The 12,798-nt window shown below is 65.3% G+C and carries 15 protein-coding genes; 5 read left to right on the top strand and 10 right to left on the bottom strand.

Annotation, left to right across the window (positions count from 1 at the left end; translation table 11 throughout):
• Positions 1–128: 128 nt before the first annotated feature.
• From KF759_RS06665 to asnS, 10 genes are all read right to left on the bottom strand, one after another.
• The gene (locus KF759_RS06665; protein WP_291223822.1) at positions 129–2,222 is read right to left on the bottom strand and encodes an FUSC family protein; all 2,094 of its coding nucleotides are present in this window, start codon (positions 2,220–2,222) and stop codon (positions 129–131) included.
• Between the two features lie 34 nt (positions 2,223–2,256).
• Positions 2,257–2,787: a 3-hydroxyanthranilate 3,4-dioxygenase gene (locus KF759_RS06670; protein WP_291223824.1), complete on the bottom strand. Its 531-nt coding sequence runs from the start codon at positions 2,785–2,787 to the stop codon at positions 2,257–2,259.
• Between the two features lie 66 nt (positions 2,788–2,853).
• Positions 2,854–3,288 (bottom strand): Rid family hydrolase, encoded by a 435-nt coding sequence (locus KF759_RS06675; protein ID WP_291223826.1) that lies wholly within the window; start codon positions 3,286–3,288, stop codon positions 2,854–2,856.
• Between the two features lie 8 nt (positions 3,289–3,296).
• Entirely contained in the window at positions 3,297–4,688 is a 1,392-nt protein-coding gene (locus KF759_RS06680) for a hypothetical protein (protein ID WP_291223828.1), read from the bottom strand.
• Between the two features lie 138 nt (positions 4,689–4,826).
• Positions 4,827–5,483 carry a carbonate dehydratase gene (can, locus tag KF759_RS06685; protein WP_291223830.1) on the bottom strand — a complete coding sequence of 219 codons (657 nt, stop codon included), beginning with the start codon at positions 5,481–5,483 and terminating at the stop codon, positions 4,827–4,829.
• Between the two features lie 3 nt (positions 5,484–5,486).
• Positions 5,487–6,938, bottom strand: coding sequence for an aldehyde dehydrogenase (locus tag KF759_RS06690; RefSeq protein ID WP_291223832.1), 1,452 nt, complete (start codon positions 6,936–6,938; stop codon positions 5,487–5,489).
• Between the two features lie 106 nt (positions 6,939–7,044).
• Complete coding sequence (locus tag KF759_RS06695) at positions 7,045–7,833, bottom strand: SDR family oxidoreductase (RefSeq protein WP_291223834.1); 789 nt, start codon at positions 7,831–7,833, stop codon at positions 7,045–7,047.
• Positions 7,834–7,876: 43 nt separating this feature from the next.
• Positions 7,877–8,170: a hypothetical protein gene (locus tag KF759_RS06700; RefSeq protein ID WP_291223836.1), complete on the bottom strand. Its 294-nt coding sequence runs from the start codon at positions 8,168–8,170 to the stop codon at positions 7,877–7,879.
• Positions 8,167–8,490, bottom strand: a complete 324-nt coding sequence (locus KF759_RS06705) for a hypothetical protein (RefSeq protein ID WP_291223838.1) — start codon at positions 8,488–8,490, stop codon at positions 8,167–8,169. The genes KF759_RS06700 and KF759_RS06705 overlap by 4 nt, the downstream gene beginning before the upstream one ends.
• Positions 8,491–8,523: 33 nt before the next feature.
• A complete protein-coding gene (asnS, locus tag KF759_RS06710; RefSeq protein WP_291223841.1) occupies positions 8,524–9,924 on the bottom strand; it encodes an asparagine--tRNA ligase in 1,401 nt (466 codons plus the stop codon).
• Positions 9,925–10,145: 221 nt separating this feature from the next.
• Between asnS and KF759_RS06715 the strand changes: the two genes are divergently transcribed.
• From KF759_RS06715 to rplI, 5 genes are all read left to right on the top strand, one after another.
• Entirely contained in the window at positions 10,146–10,481 is a 336-nt protein-coding gene (locus tag KF759_RS06715; RefSeq protein WP_291223843.1) for an iron-sulfur cluster assembly accessory protein, read from the top strand.
• A gap of 73 nt (positions 10,482–10,554) precedes the next feature.
• Entirely contained in the window at positions 10,555–11,307 is a 753-nt protein-coding gene (locus KF759_RS06720; RefSeq protein ID WP_291223845.1) for a hypothetical protein, read from the top strand.
• A 110-nt stretch (positions 11,308–11,417) separates the two neighbouring features.
• Entirely contained in the window at positions 11,418–11,858 is a 441-nt protein-coding gene (gene rpsF, locus KF759_RS06725; protein WP_291223847.1) for a 30S ribosomal protein S6, read from the top strand.
• Between the two features lie 12 nt (positions 11,859–11,870).
• Positions 11,871–12,095, top strand: coding sequence for a 30S ribosomal protein S18 (gene rpsR / locus KF759_RS06730; RefSeq protein ID WP_291223849.1), 225 nt, complete (start codon positions 11,871–11,873; stop codon positions 12,093–12,095).
• A 130-nt stretch (positions 12,096–12,225) separates the two neighbouring features.
• Complete coding sequence (gene rplI, locus KF759_RS06735) at positions 12,226–12,675, top strand: 50S ribosomal protein L9 (protein WP_291223851.1); 450 nt, start codon at positions 12,226–12,228, stop codon at positions 12,673–12,675.
• Positions 12,676–12,798 lie beyond the last annotated feature (123 nt).

Here is a 12,798-nt window from a genome sequence, read left to right on the forward strand (position 1 = left end):
GATCTTGCGTGGCGTCGTTGCCAACTGCGAACCCCAATTCGCAGGTTGCTTGCCGATCAACGTACGGCAGGCGTGACCTCGACACCGCCGCGCACGCTAACACACTTGCCCGCCTCCTGCCGTGCGGATCAGCCCGGCTTGGCGGAAAACCGCTCGCGCAGCAGGAACGCGAGCGTGTCGACGCTGTCGGTCATGCGATCGAGCACCTCCGCAAGCTGGACGAGGCGGACGGAACCGGCATCCGTGTCGGCCGCCGTCTGACGCGCGAATTGGCGCTCGAGCGTGCGCAGGCGGCCCGACTCGAGGTCGGCGTCGCCGCGCCCGCTCAATTGGGCCACCAAGGCAGCCAGGGTGTCGTCGAGGCCGCGCATGAACGCCGCCAGTGGTTCGCGCAAGGCACCCGGTTCGGCCTTCTGGGCGATCGCCTCCAGCGTCATGCAGGCACGGATCAGGCGATTGGCATTCGCAAAAACGCCTTCGGCGAAGGCAAGCAGGCGGGTGTCGGGGCGGGGTTCACCGCGCAGCCGCTCGATCGAAGCCTGGGCGTTGGTGCGCGCACTGCGGGCGGCACGGCGCGCACCGATTCGGGCCTCGGGGGTTTGGCCGACCACGGTCAGGAGATACCGGCGATAGGCGTCGAGCATGGTTGCCAACGCCGGCAGGAGGCGGCTGCGTTCCCAGGTCGGCCACAGCAGATACGCGAGCAGGGCAGCGGCGCTGCCGATCGCGGTTGCCACGGCGCGGGCGGACATCGCCGCAAGGGGTGGTTCGCCACCCAGACCGAGCAGGATCACGACGATACCGGTCAACATCATCACGCCAAGCGCGTATTGAATGCCTGCCAGCATGCGGTAGGCCACGCACAGCAGTCCGAGCAGCAGCACCTGCAACCAGGCGTCGTCAAACGCGAAGGTGATCACGACCGTGGTCAGGGCCAGGCCGAGCAGGGTGCCGACCACCCGCAGCAGACCGAATTTGAAGGTGCCGGCAAAGTCCGGCTTGAGCACGATCGCCAGTGTCATCGGTATCCAGTAGCCGTGGGCAAGATCGAGCGCGCGCTCGATCGCCACCGCGGAAGCCAGGCACGCGCCGCAACGCAAGGCATGGCGAAACGCGACCGAAGACAGGTTCAGGTTGGCACGCAGCGTGGCCAGGGCACTGCGCGGCTGAAGACTCAATGGCAAGCGCCTTTCCGCTTGCAGTGCTCGCAGGTCGCCACGGCTGCCGGCAATGTCGACGTTGCGCAGCAGGGCGCGCAATTGGCCGGACAGTGCCTGGGCATGGCTGATGATGGCGACCAGCGCGCGCGCGTCTTGGGCGTCCGTCCTGGTGGCTGGCAAGCGCGCGAGCGCATCGAGCGTGCTGTCGAGGTCGGCCAGCGCGGCGTTGGCGGTCGGCGCCTGCTCGCCGCTGGCGAGTGCCGCGGCGAAGATGTCGAGGATCCGCGCCGCATGATCGAGCGTGCGCGACAGCGATGCCCGTGCCTGCGCATCGGCGAGCAGACCATGCAGATCGATGAGCGTGACGATTTCGCGACGTGCGCGTTCGAGCAGCTCAGCCAGCACACGCAACGTCTGCATGATCTCGGCACGCGCCCGATGTGCGCCGTGCAGCAGGTTGTCGAGAGCAATCAGCTGGTCGGTTGCCGGCGGCGGATGGTTGGCATGACCTTGACTGCGCGCACTGTCCGCCAGAGTGCGGCACATGCGCGCAAGCGCTTGACGCTCGGGGCCGTAGCGCTGCAAAGGCCAGGCAGCGATGGCAAACAGGGTCTGCAACACGCCGCCTGCGAGCACCAGCACGGCCACCGCCGCCGCACCGTCGAGTACACGAGGCTGGGCCGTGGTAATGACCAGCAGGATCATCGCGGTGAGGCCGGCGCGTGCGGCATCGGGCCCGAGCGCAACGAGCAGGCCGCCGGCGAAGCCCCACAGCAAGGCGGTTGCTACCGTCAGTGTGTCATTGGCACCGATCAAGCTTCCGACCAGGGCCGACAGCGCCGCGACCAGCGCCGATGCGAGCATGCGCACGGCCCGCAGCCGGTAGGGCCCGGGTTGATCGGTGAACATCGCCGTGAGCGCGCCGGTGGCCATGCCCAGGCCGGCATCGATGTGGCCGGTCGCCAGGCCCAGCAGCAACGGCAGGACGATCGCCAGCGCATTGCGCACGGCCACGCGCAGGGGCACGTCGCGGGCATTGAACTGGATCAGTGTGCCGAGCATCGGCGCTTGGCATGCCTCGCGCGGGTGGCCGCGCTCACGGCGGGTCCAGGCGGTATCTTTCGGGCGCAGGGTTGAGGTGATGGCAACTGCGGCAGGTGCGCGCTTCGCGCGAGCGATAAAAGTTCTCGAACACCGCGGGAAAGTCCTTTTCGATGTCGACCAGCGGGAAGAACTCCTCGTAGAGCTTGCTGTTGCAGCGCTCGCAGAACCACATCAAACCGTCGAGTTCGTGCGGCAGGCGTTTGCGCTCGATCACCAGACCGATCGAGCCGGCCATGCGCTGCGGTGAATGCGGTACGCGTGGCGGCAGATAAAAAACCTCGCCGGCGCGAATCGGAATGTCGCGGGCGCGGCCATCTTCCTGGATGCGCAACACCATCTCGCCTTCGATCTGGTGGAAGAATTCGGGGCCCTCGTCGACGTGGTAATCGCTGCGCAGATTGGGCCCGCCGACGATCATCACGATGAAGTCGCCGTCGACCATGCACTTGTTGCCCACTGGCGGCTTGAGCAGATGGCGGTGGGCGTCGATCCAGACTTGCAGGTTGAACGGAGCGGGCAGCATCGATCAGGTGTCCGACGGCAACGGGTGTCGCGAGTGTAGTGCCTGTGCGGTCGTTTCAGGCCGCCGCTATGGCGGCGTTCGTGCGCTGGCGCGGGCGATGCACTTGAGTTCGATCGCGATCGGCGTCGGCAGGGCACTGATGCCGAGCGTGGTGCGGCAGGGCGCGGCGGCGGGGTCGGGAAAATGCTCGGCGTAAATGCGATTGAAAGTGGCGAAATCGCGAGCCATGTCGGTGAGGAACACGGTGATGTCGACCAGATCCTCCCAGCGCGCATCGCAGGCAGCGAGAATCGCGCGGACATTGGTGAAAACCTGGCGACACTGCGCTTCGAAGTCATATCCGAGCAGACGACCATCGGTGTCGTGCACGTTGCCGGGTATGAGATGGCTGCCAGGCTGTCGCGGACCGACGCCTGACAGGAACAGCAGACCGTCGACCTGACGCGCATGCGGATAGGAGCCCACCGGTGCGGGCGCATTGGCGGCATGGATCGATGGCACGGTTGGCCTCAGGATGTGGGCGGGACCGTAATCGTATCGCTTTGCAGCCGCTTTTCACTGTCGCGCGATTCAAGCCGGTATTTGCCCGGGCGCAGGAAGAGCACGTTGAATTCGCTGGGCTTGTCGGATGGGCGCGTGCCGGCATCGATGACGATGCGATCGGCGGGGATCGCATCCTCGCCTTCATCGGCGTAGCGCGCCTGGATCAGGCACGGAAACTGGCCAGCGCACATTGCCGGACCCACCGGCCAGGGTCTGCGCGAGCCGTTGAGGTTGAGCCAGGTCGGGCGATTTCGCATCAGCTTTTCGGGCGGAAAGAACACGCTGATGTCATACCAGCCGGGCTTGAGCGACCACGGCTTGCCGGCGTCGGAAACGTACACCACCGGTTGCTGCGGATGGTCGGGGCGATCGTACAAGGCACGGTAGTAAGGATGATCATGAGCGGTGATGTCGTGCTCGGTGAGCATGGTCTGCTCGATCGTGAGCGGGTCGATCCCGCTGAACTTGCGGAAGTAGTAGGCCATCGCCTTGCCATCGAGGTACTTGCCGTCCTCCTGGATGTGCGCATAGCCGGCGTTGACGATCAGCCGCGCCTTCGAATTCTTCTTGAACACGCGGTCATACAGGGCACGCGCCTGGATGCGTTCTCGCGCATCGCCTTGCGCATCCTCGCTGGCATCGTAGGCCACCACGGTGAATCCGAGCTTGATCGCGTCGCGGATCATTTCCGCATAGATCGGTTCTTCGACGTAAAAACCGCTCTCGCTGGTCGGATAACCGCGCTTGGCAAGGCCGTGGTCGGTGTCGTAGAGCGTCTCGGCAGCGAAGTGCGTGAAGCCGTCCTGGCGCAGGCGCTGCAGCAATTGCAAGGTGAGCGTGCGCGTCAACGGAATGTTGTGCGCCTCGTTGAAGAATACGGCCTGGCGGCCATGAGCCAAGCCGGCGATCGCCTCGAATGCATCGCGCTGCGTCTGCCTGGGGTCCTTGAGCGGGGAAGGCGCATCGTTGGACTCGGCCAGCTGACGAATCGAATACAGTCGGCGAGCCGCCGGATAGTTGCCGACATAAGTCTCGTACCACGACAGGTACTGGCTGAAGATGATGCGGAATGCCGGCGCAGGATCGGCGTTGTAGGCGTCGAACAGAACTCGGTACTGGCCAAGCAGGCTGCCCTGCCTTTGGGCCCGCGCAAAAATCCGTTCCGAATCGGCGAACGCTTTCCGCTGCATCTGCTGCCACTGTGCGGCGGTAACCTTCGGGGTGGCCACTTGCGGTTGCGCCGTGGCCAGGCCGCAAAGGCCGAGCCCAAGGCCGAGCAGCAGTGCGTGCAATGCTGCCGGCGCCGGTTCGCGCTGCGCCGTGCCTGATGTCTGGAATGCCTTGCCGAATGCGCGCATGGGAGCTCCAGCGCGGGCGCCGCTGCCGCGCCGGCAGCGAAGCAGCCCGCTTCGATGTGGGCTTGATCCTACCCTTGCGTACGGGCGCGACGGAAGTGCTCGCGAACACGTCTGCGCGGCTGCGCCGGTGACGGGAATTCAGGCGGAACCGGTAGCGCGTGCGTAAGCGCGCTCGCGGGCCTGCGGCAACGCTTCGATGGCGGGCACGTGCATGTCCAGATCGCGCACGCGGCCATCGCCAAGGCTGTAGATCCAGCCGTGCACGATGAGATTCTGGCCGCGGTCCCAGGCGTCGCGCACGACGGTGGTCTGGCAGACGTTGACGACCTGCTCGATCACGTTGAGTTCGCACAGGCGATCGTGGCGGGCGTCGAACGTGGTCAAACGATCAAGCGCATCGACATGCTTGTGCTTGACATCCTCGACGTGGCGCAGCCAATTGTCGACCAATCCGAAGCGGCGTTCCTCGAGCACCGCGCGCACGCCGCCACAGCCATAGTGGCCGACCACGATGATGTGTTCGACCTTGAGCACGTCGACTGCAAATTGCACGGTCGACAGCGCGTTGAGGTCGGTGTGCACGACCACGTTGGCGACGTTGCGGTGGACGAACACCTCACCCGGAGCCATGTCGATGATCTGGTTGGCGGGTACGCGTGAATCCGAGCAACCGATCCACAGGTACTTGGGCGCCTGTTGTTGCGACAGACGCTGAAAAAAGCCGGGGTCTTCGGCGCGCAGGGCCTCTGACCACAGGCGGTTGCGTTCAAGCAGGTCGCGCAATTGCTGGGGCATGATTCAGCTCAGGTCGAAACAGAGATTCTTGGCGTCGGTGAAAAAGCGCAGCGCATCAAGGCCACCTTCGCGGCCGACACCGGAGTGCTTGACGCCTCCGAAGGGCGTGCGCAGGTCGCGCAGCAGCCAGCAGTTGATCCAGACGATACCGAACTCGAGTGCGGCAGCGAGTCGATGTGCGCGCTTGAGATCGCGCGTCCACAGCGAAGCGGCCAGGCCATAGCCGCTGGCATTGGCCAGGGCGATTGCCTCGCTTTCGTCAGTGAAGGGAATCAGGCTGACCACCGGGCCGAATATCTCTTCCTGGTTGGTCAGTGCGCAGTTGGATAGGCCTTCGATCACGGTCGGCGCCACGAACCAGCCGTGGGCGCAGCGTCCTTCAACCGCGACCGGGCCGCCACCGCACAGCAGCTTGCCGCCTTCGCCACGTGCGCGCTCGATGCAGCTGATGACCTTGTCGAAATGTGCCTTCGAGACCAACGCACCCAGATCGCTGCCGGCCTCCTGCGGATCGCCCACCCGCAAACGCTGCACGCGTTCGAGATAGCGCGCCTTGAATGCATCGTAGATCGAGCGCTGCACCAGCAGGCGTGAGCCGCACAGGCAGATTTCGCCCTGATTGGCGAAGCCCGACCGCACGATGGTGTCGAGATCGGCATCGGACAGTTCGGCATCGTCGAACACGATCGCCGGATTCTTGCCGCCCAGTTCCAGCGAGAGCTTCTTGAAATGCGGTGCCGCGGCAGCGGCAATTCGCGCGCCGGTGCGCGTGCTGCCGGTAAACGAGATCGCCTTGACGCGGGCATGCTCGACCAGTGCCTGACCGACGCCGGCGCCGTGGCCGTGGACGATGTTGAGCACGCCGGGCGGAAATCCCGCCGTGATCGCCGCCGCGGCAAGGCGCGCGGCCGTGCAGGGCGTGACTTCCGATGGCTTGGCGACGACCGTGTTGCCGGCCGCAAGCGCGGGTGCGATCTTCCAGGTCAGCAGGTACAGCGGCAGATTCCACGGCGAGATGCAGGCCACCACGCCCAGCGGTTGGTGCAAGGTGACATTGAGCGCGCGGCCATCCATCGGATGCGCCTCGCTCGCCCACTGCGTGATGGCGGCGGCAAAGAAGCGCAGGTTGGCGACCGCGCGCGGGATATCGAGCGAGCGCGCGAGCGCGACCGGCTTGCCCGAATCCCGTGACTCCAGTAGCGCAAAGGATTCGAGATCGCTCTCGATCAGATCGGCAAGGCGATCGAGCAGACGTGCCCGCTCGCTTGCGGGGGTCGCTGCCCAGCCCGGCGCTGCATGCGCAGCGGCGGCCACCGCGGCTTCGACATCGGCAGCGCCCGAATCGGGACAGCGTGCGAACACCGTCGCGGTCGCGGGTTCGAATACTTCGAGATAGGCGCCATCGCGCGGCGGCTGCAGGCGACCATCGATGAGATTGGCCAGCGCCAGCGTCATGCGCGCAGCGCTCCGCGGTGGTCGCATGAGGTGGCGCGCGGTGCATCGGCGGCAAGGTTCATGCGCCGATTGTAGCGCCGCAGCCGCGCCAGACGGTGCCTGCGCGTCACAACGATTGCGTGCGCCCGCCGTCGACCGGCACATTGATGCCGTTGACGTAGGCCGCGGCCGGGCTGGCGAGGAAGGCGATCACGGCAGCGATCTCGGATGGCTCGGCAAAGCGTGCGGCGGGCACGCTCGCCAGCATCGCTGCTTCGATCTCGGCGCTGCTCTTGCCGCTGCTGCGGCTGCGTTCGGCAACGATCTGCGTGAGCCTGCGCGTGCGCGTGTAGCCGGGCAGCACGTTGTTCACGGTGATGCCCTGGCTGCCGAGTTCGCCGGCGAGCGTCTTGGCCCAACTCGCCATCGCGCCGCGAATCGTGTTGGAGACGCCGAGATTGCGGATCGGTTCCTTTACCGATGTCGATATGACGTTGATGATGCGGCCGTAGCCGCTCGCACGCATGCCGGGCAGCAAGGTCTGCAGGATGGTCTGCGCGGAAATCAGGTGCTGCTCGAAGGCGGTGCGGAATTCATCGATTGCAGCGCCATGAGCGGGACCGCCGGGCGGCCCGCCGGTGTTGTTGACGAGGATCTGCACCGCGTGCCCCTGCGTGATCGCCGCAAGCTTGGCGGCGAGCGTGGGTGCATCATTCATGTCGATGGCGATGGCCGCATGTCGTTGAGTGGCGCGTGGCCGAGGCAGGTTTTCAAGTGCTGCATCGAGCGCATCGCGCGAGCGCGCCAGCAGGGTCACGTCGGCACCAAGCATGGCCAGTTCGTTTGCCGCGGCCAAGCCGATGCCTTGCGAGCCGCCGCAGACCAGTGCGTGTTTGCCATCGAGATCCAGATTCATCGTCGTCACCGGTCGGAGATTGAAGCGCGCGTCGCCGCCGCGCTCAGAACTTTTGCACCATCAGCGGCAACAGGGCTTCGTCGTCCTCGGCATGCGGTGGTTCGACTTCTTCGAGGTCAAGACCGAGCTGTTCGGCATCATCGATATCGAGACCGTCGAAGGCGCGGAACTCGGCATCGAGCAGGGCCATGCGCGCCGCGGTTTCGTCGTCGTAACGCAGGGTGCCGCCATCGCTGTCGAACACTTCGGCGATGCCGTCATCGAGTACCCGCAGGCGGGCCCAGATCAAGGTGTCGCCGATCACCGCGAGCCACCACTGGGTCGACTCGCCGCTCACGCTCCCGCTCCGGCCAGGGACAACCACTTGGCGATGCTCGCCGCGATCGCTCCGACCACCATCGCCCAGGTGCCAAGCGTGCCGAGCACGGCCAGCCCCGAGACCGCGGGATCGCGCAAGGCGCGCCAACGCGCGGCAAGAAACCACAAGAGCTGGCGCGGCGTCAGCGGGAAGCCACCCAAGCGGGCGCGTTCGCCGGGATGGCGGTCGCGCAGGGTGACGCCCACGAGGGCGCAGACCATGAAATAGGTGGTCAGGCCCGAGACGAGCAGGCCGAGACCGCCGATAAAGATGAACTGGTGCCAGGCCGATGCGGTCATGAGGCAGTTCCGTGGTGAACGAGAGTCATGCGCTCAGAACTCCGCCGTGCCCGGTGCGCGCGGGTAGGGGATGGCGTCGCGGATGTTGCCCAGTCCGCAGACATACACCACCAGGCGCTCGAAGCCCAGGCCAAAACCCGCGTGCGGCACGGTGCCGTAGCGGCGGAAATCACGGTACCACTGGTAATGCGCGGGATCGAGACCGAATTGCGCAATGCGCCGGTCGAGCACGTCGAGGCGTTCCTCGCGCTGCGAGCCACCGACGATCTCGCCAATGCCGGGCGCGAGCACATCCATCGCTGCAACCGTGCGTCCATCATCGTTGAGGCGCATGTAGAACGACTTGATCTTCTCCGGATAGTTCGTCACGACCACCGGACGGCCGACATGTTCCTCGGTGAGGTAGCGTTCGTGTTCGGTTTGCAGGTCGGCGCCCCATTCGATCGCGTAATCGAACTTCTTGCCGGATTTCTTCAGGATTTCGACCGCATCGGTGTACTCGATGCGCTCGAATGGCGCCTTGATGAAGGCCTCCAACCGCGACACCGCGGTTTTCTCCACGCGTTCGGCGAAGAACGCCATGTCATCGCTGCGCTCGTCGAGCACGGCCTTGAACACGTACTTGAGCAGGTCTTCGGCCACCCGCGCATCTTCGGCGAGATCAGCGAAGGCGATTTCCGGTTCGATCATCCAGAACTCGGCGAGGTGGCGCGTGGTATGCGAATTCTCGGCACGGAAGGTCGGGCCGAAGGTGTAGACCTTGCTCAAGGCCAGGCAGTAGGCCTCGACGTTGAGCTGGCCCGACACCGTGAGAAAGGTTTCCTTGCCGAAGAAGTCCTTTCTGAAATCGATTGCGCCCTTGTCGGTGCGTGGCAGGTTCATCATGTCGAGCGTGGAGACGCGAAACATCTGGCCCGCGCCTTCCGCATCGGAGGTGGTGATGATGGGTGTATTGACCCAGAAATAGCCGTGCGTGCTGAAGTAGCGATGAATCGCGTTGGCGAGCGTGTGGCGCACGCGTGCGACCGCACCGAACAGGTTGGTGCGCGGACGCAAATGGGCGACTTCGCGCAGGAATTCGGGCGAGTGCGGCTTGGGTTGGATCGGATAGGTTTCCGGGTCATCGACCCAGCCGACCACTTCGATCGAGCTTGCCTGCAATTCGAAACTCTGGCCCTTGCCTTGCGAGGCGACCAGTTCACCGCGGGCGATCACCGCGCAACCCGCCGACAGGCGCGTCACCTCTTCGGCATAGTTGGGCAGCGTTGCCGGCGCGACCACCTGGATCGCATCGAAGCAGGAACCGTCGCTGACATTGACGAAGGAGACGCCGGCCTTGGAATCCCGCCGCGTGCGCACCCAGCCACGCACGCAAACCATGCTGCCCGCGGTCAACGCGCCCGACAGCGCCTGTTTGACTTCGACTACGCCCATAGATGCTGAACCACTTGCCGCCATTGCCAGAAACTCCCGGGAAGGCACGCCCGCCGCGGCGCGCGAACCGGCGATGATAACGGAAGGCCATGCACGGCGATGCAAGGCATGCGCTTGCGGCACGGCGCCCGTCACTCGCGCCGCGAGCTGGCCGGGCGACCGCGCCGGGCGTGCGCGCTACAATGGCGCATCGCCCTTGTGGCACGCCCCGGCATTGATCGATGGCCATTGAAATCACCGATGCAGCGCGTGCGCGCATGCAGGACTTCGTCGCCCGCCAGCCGAATGCGGCCGGCATCCGCTTCGGCATCAAGCGCAGCGGCTGTTCCGGTTTCGGCTACACCGTGGCGCTGGCCGAGGCGGTGGGCGCGGATGATGTCGTGTTCGACGATCACGGGCTGCAGCTGGTGATCGACCGCGCCGCATTGCCGCTGGTCGACGGTACGCGCATCGATTTCGAGCGCAACGGACTCAACGCGAGTTTCGTGTTCCGCAATCCCAATGCAACCGGTGAATGCGGCTGCGGCAGCAGCTTCACGGTCGACGCGGCATCCTGAGGATGCAGGCAAGCGGCATGATCGAAGCTTCGATTCGCGTCTGGCAGCGGAGCGGCTGGCGGATGTCGCACGGATGAGTGCGGGCGAGGCCACGCCGGCTGCGCAGGCTGACGCTGTCTCGCGTGCGCACGCGGACTCGACGCTCGGCCGCCTGCTGCCGCACCTGTTCGATCTGTTGCGACGTGAGCCCGCGCTGGGCCTGACCGCGGCCTATTTGCTGGTGGCAATGGCGGGCTTGATTTACGACTATCGCTTCTACGCGCAATTCGGCATTCCCATCCTCAGCCTGCTTCAGGTCGGTGATTTCCTTACTGCCGGCGTGCAGGAGCCGATGGCCTTGCTGCTGGTTCTGTCGACCCTGCCGCTGATCTGGCTGTTTGACCGCTTCAACGTCTGGCTGCGTATGCGCATGCGCAAGCGGCTCGCGGAATTTCAGGCCTTGCCTGGTCTCAATCGCTGGCAGCGCACCCGACGGACCTACTTCGAGTGGCAGCTCAAGCGCCGCGACAACTACATGCGATTGATGTACGGTTTCATCCTGTTCGGATATGGCTGGACCTTCGTCGCCATCTATGCCGATCATCGGGTCGAGCAGGTTCGGCGCGGCCACGGCCCGCAGGTCCAGGTCTGGATGGCCGGCGGCGAGCATCGGGCGGCAGCCGATGGCGGACCGCTGACGTATCTGGGTGCGGTTTCAGCGTATCTGTTCGTGCTGGACACCGGCACGCAGCACGTGCAGATCCTGCCGGCACAGGCGATCAGCCGCCTCGAGCCAGTCCAGGGCAGCAAGCTGCGGAAGGGCAACGCGCTTGTGCCAAATCCCTGATTGAATTAGAATCCGCGCCCCTTTGCCGACTGGCGAAGGCCTTGCCTCACCGCGTCGCGGGAGGCTGCCGCGACGGAAATCCGTCCGCGCGGTACCCACAAGGAGTTTCCATGCGTCATTACGAAGTCGTGTTTCTGGTCCACCCTGACCAGAGCGAGCAGGTGCCCGGCATGATCGAGCGCTACAAGGCGCTGGTCGAGGGCGACGGCGGCAAGATCCATCGTCTCGAGGACTGGGGTCGTCGCCAGCTCGCCTATCCGATCCAGCATCTGGCCAAGGCCCACTACGTGCTGCTCAACATCGAATGCAGCCAGGCTGCGCTCGGCGAACTGCAGTCGGGCTTCCGTTTCAACGATGCGGTGCTGCGCCACCTCATCGTCACCCGCGAAGGGCCGGTGACCGAAATGTCGCCGATCATGAAGAACAAGGACGACAAGGGCGGCCGCCGCCGCGATGACGAGGGTTTTGGTTTCGGAGATGCGGACGACGAGCGTCCGCGCCGCGAGCGCGCCCCGCGCGAAGAAGCCGCACCCGAATCCGCCGCCGAATAAGGAGCCCAGATCATGTCCAAGTTTTTCCGCCGCAAGAAGTTTTGCCGTTTCACCGCCGAAGGCGCCACCGAGATCGATTACAAGGATCTCAACCTGCTGCGCCAGTACATCGGCGAGACCGGCAAGATCGTGCCCAGTCGCATCACCGGCACCAAGGCGCGCTATCAGCGCATGCTTGGCACTGCGGTCGAGCACGCCCGCTATCTGGCCCTGCTGCCTTACAGCGATTCGCACTGAACGCAGCGGCCCGTGCCTTGCCGGCACGGGCCCGGGCTGCCCGGATGATCCGGCAGCGCCGCACCGTCCCGTTCGGACAACACCCTTGCTGCGCCGGCGCACCCGGCGCTAACGAATCAGGAATCCCACGATGGAACTCATCCTTCTGCAGAAAGTGAAGAACCTCGGCAACCTCGGCGACAAGGTCAAGGTCAAGCCCGGGTACGGTCGCAACTACCTCGTGCCGCAGGGCAAGGCCACCGCCGCCACTGCCGAAAACATCGCCGAGTTCGAGCAGCGCCGTGCCGAGTACGAAGCACGCGCCAACCAGCAGCTGGCCGGCGCCGAGGGGCGCAAGGCGCAGTTCGAAAACGCCACGGTCACGATCAAGGCCAATGCCAGCGCCGAGGGCAAGCTGTTCGGCTCGGTTGGTCCGCGCGACATCGCCGAGGCGTTCACCGCCGCTGGCACCGCGCTCGACAAGAGCGAAGTGGTGATGGGCGAAGGTCCGATTCGCCACATCGGCGAGTTCGACGTGCACATCACCCTGCACGCCGATGTCACCACCACGGTCAAGGTCAACGTCGTCGCCGACGAGTGATCCACGCCCGGCATGATTGCCTGCGACGGGCGCCTTCGGGCGCCCGTTTGCATTCGTGCATCGCCGGCGACCGCAAATCCGGCGCGCGCCGCGAAGCGCACAGGTTTTCCACAGGGTTGTTGT

The sequence above is a fragment of the Dokdonella sp. genome (assembly GCF_019634815.1).
Lineage (GTDB): Bacteria > Pseudomonadota > Gammaproteobacteria > Xanthomonadales > Rhodanobacteraceae > Dokdonella_A.

Coding starts and splice junctions, on each gene's coding strand:
- KF759_RS06665 (WP_291223822.1), bottom strand. CDS start 2,222: ATGCTCGGCACACTGATCCAGTTCAATGCCCGCGACGTGCCCCTGCGC.
- KF759_RS06670 (WP_291223824.1), bottom strand. CDS start 2,787: ATGCTGCCCGCTCCGTTCAACCTGCAAGTCTGGATCGACGCCCACCGC.
- KF759_RS06680 (WP_291223828.1), bottom strand. CDS start 4,688: ATGCGCGCATTCGGCAAGGCATTCCAGACATCAGGCACGGCGCAGCGC.
- can (WP_291223830.1), bottom strand. CDS start 5,483: ATGCCCCAGCAATTGCGCGACCTGCTTGAACGCAACCGCCTGTGGTCA.
- KF759_RS06690 (WP_291223832.1), bottom strand. CDS start 6,938: ATGACGCTGGCGCTGGCCAATCTCATCGATGGTCGCCTGCAGCCGCCG.
- KF759_RS06695 (WP_291223834.1), bottom strand. CDS start 7,833: ATGAATCTGGATCTCGATGGCAAACACGCACTGGTCTGCGGCGGCTCG.
- KF759_RS06705 (WP_291223838.1), bottom strand. CDS start 8,490: ATGACCGCATCGGCCTGGCACCAGTTCATCTTTATCGGCGGTCTCGGC.
- asnS (WP_291223841.1), bottom strand. CDS start 9,924: ATGGGCGTAGTCGAAGTCAAACAGGCGCTGTCGGGCGCGTTGACCGCG.
- KF759_RS06715 (WP_291223843.1), top strand. CDS start 10,146: ATGGCCATTGAAATCACCGATGCAGCGCGTGCGCGCATGCAGGACTTC.
- KF759_RS06720 (WP_291223845.1), top strand. CDS start 10,555: ATGAGTGCGGGCGAGGCCACGCCGGCTGCGCAGGCTGACGCTGTCTCG.
- rpsF (WP_291223847.1), top strand. CDS start 11,418: ATGCGTCATTACGAAGTCGTGTTTCTGGTCCACCCTGACCAGAGCGAG.
- rpsR (WP_291223849.1), top strand. CDS start 11,871: ATGTCCAAGTTTTTCCGCCGCAAGAAGTTTTGCCGTTTCACCGCCGAA.
- rplI (WP_291223851.1), top strand. CDS start 12,226: ATGGAACTCATCCTTCTGCAGAAAGTGAAGAACCTCGGCAACCTCGGC.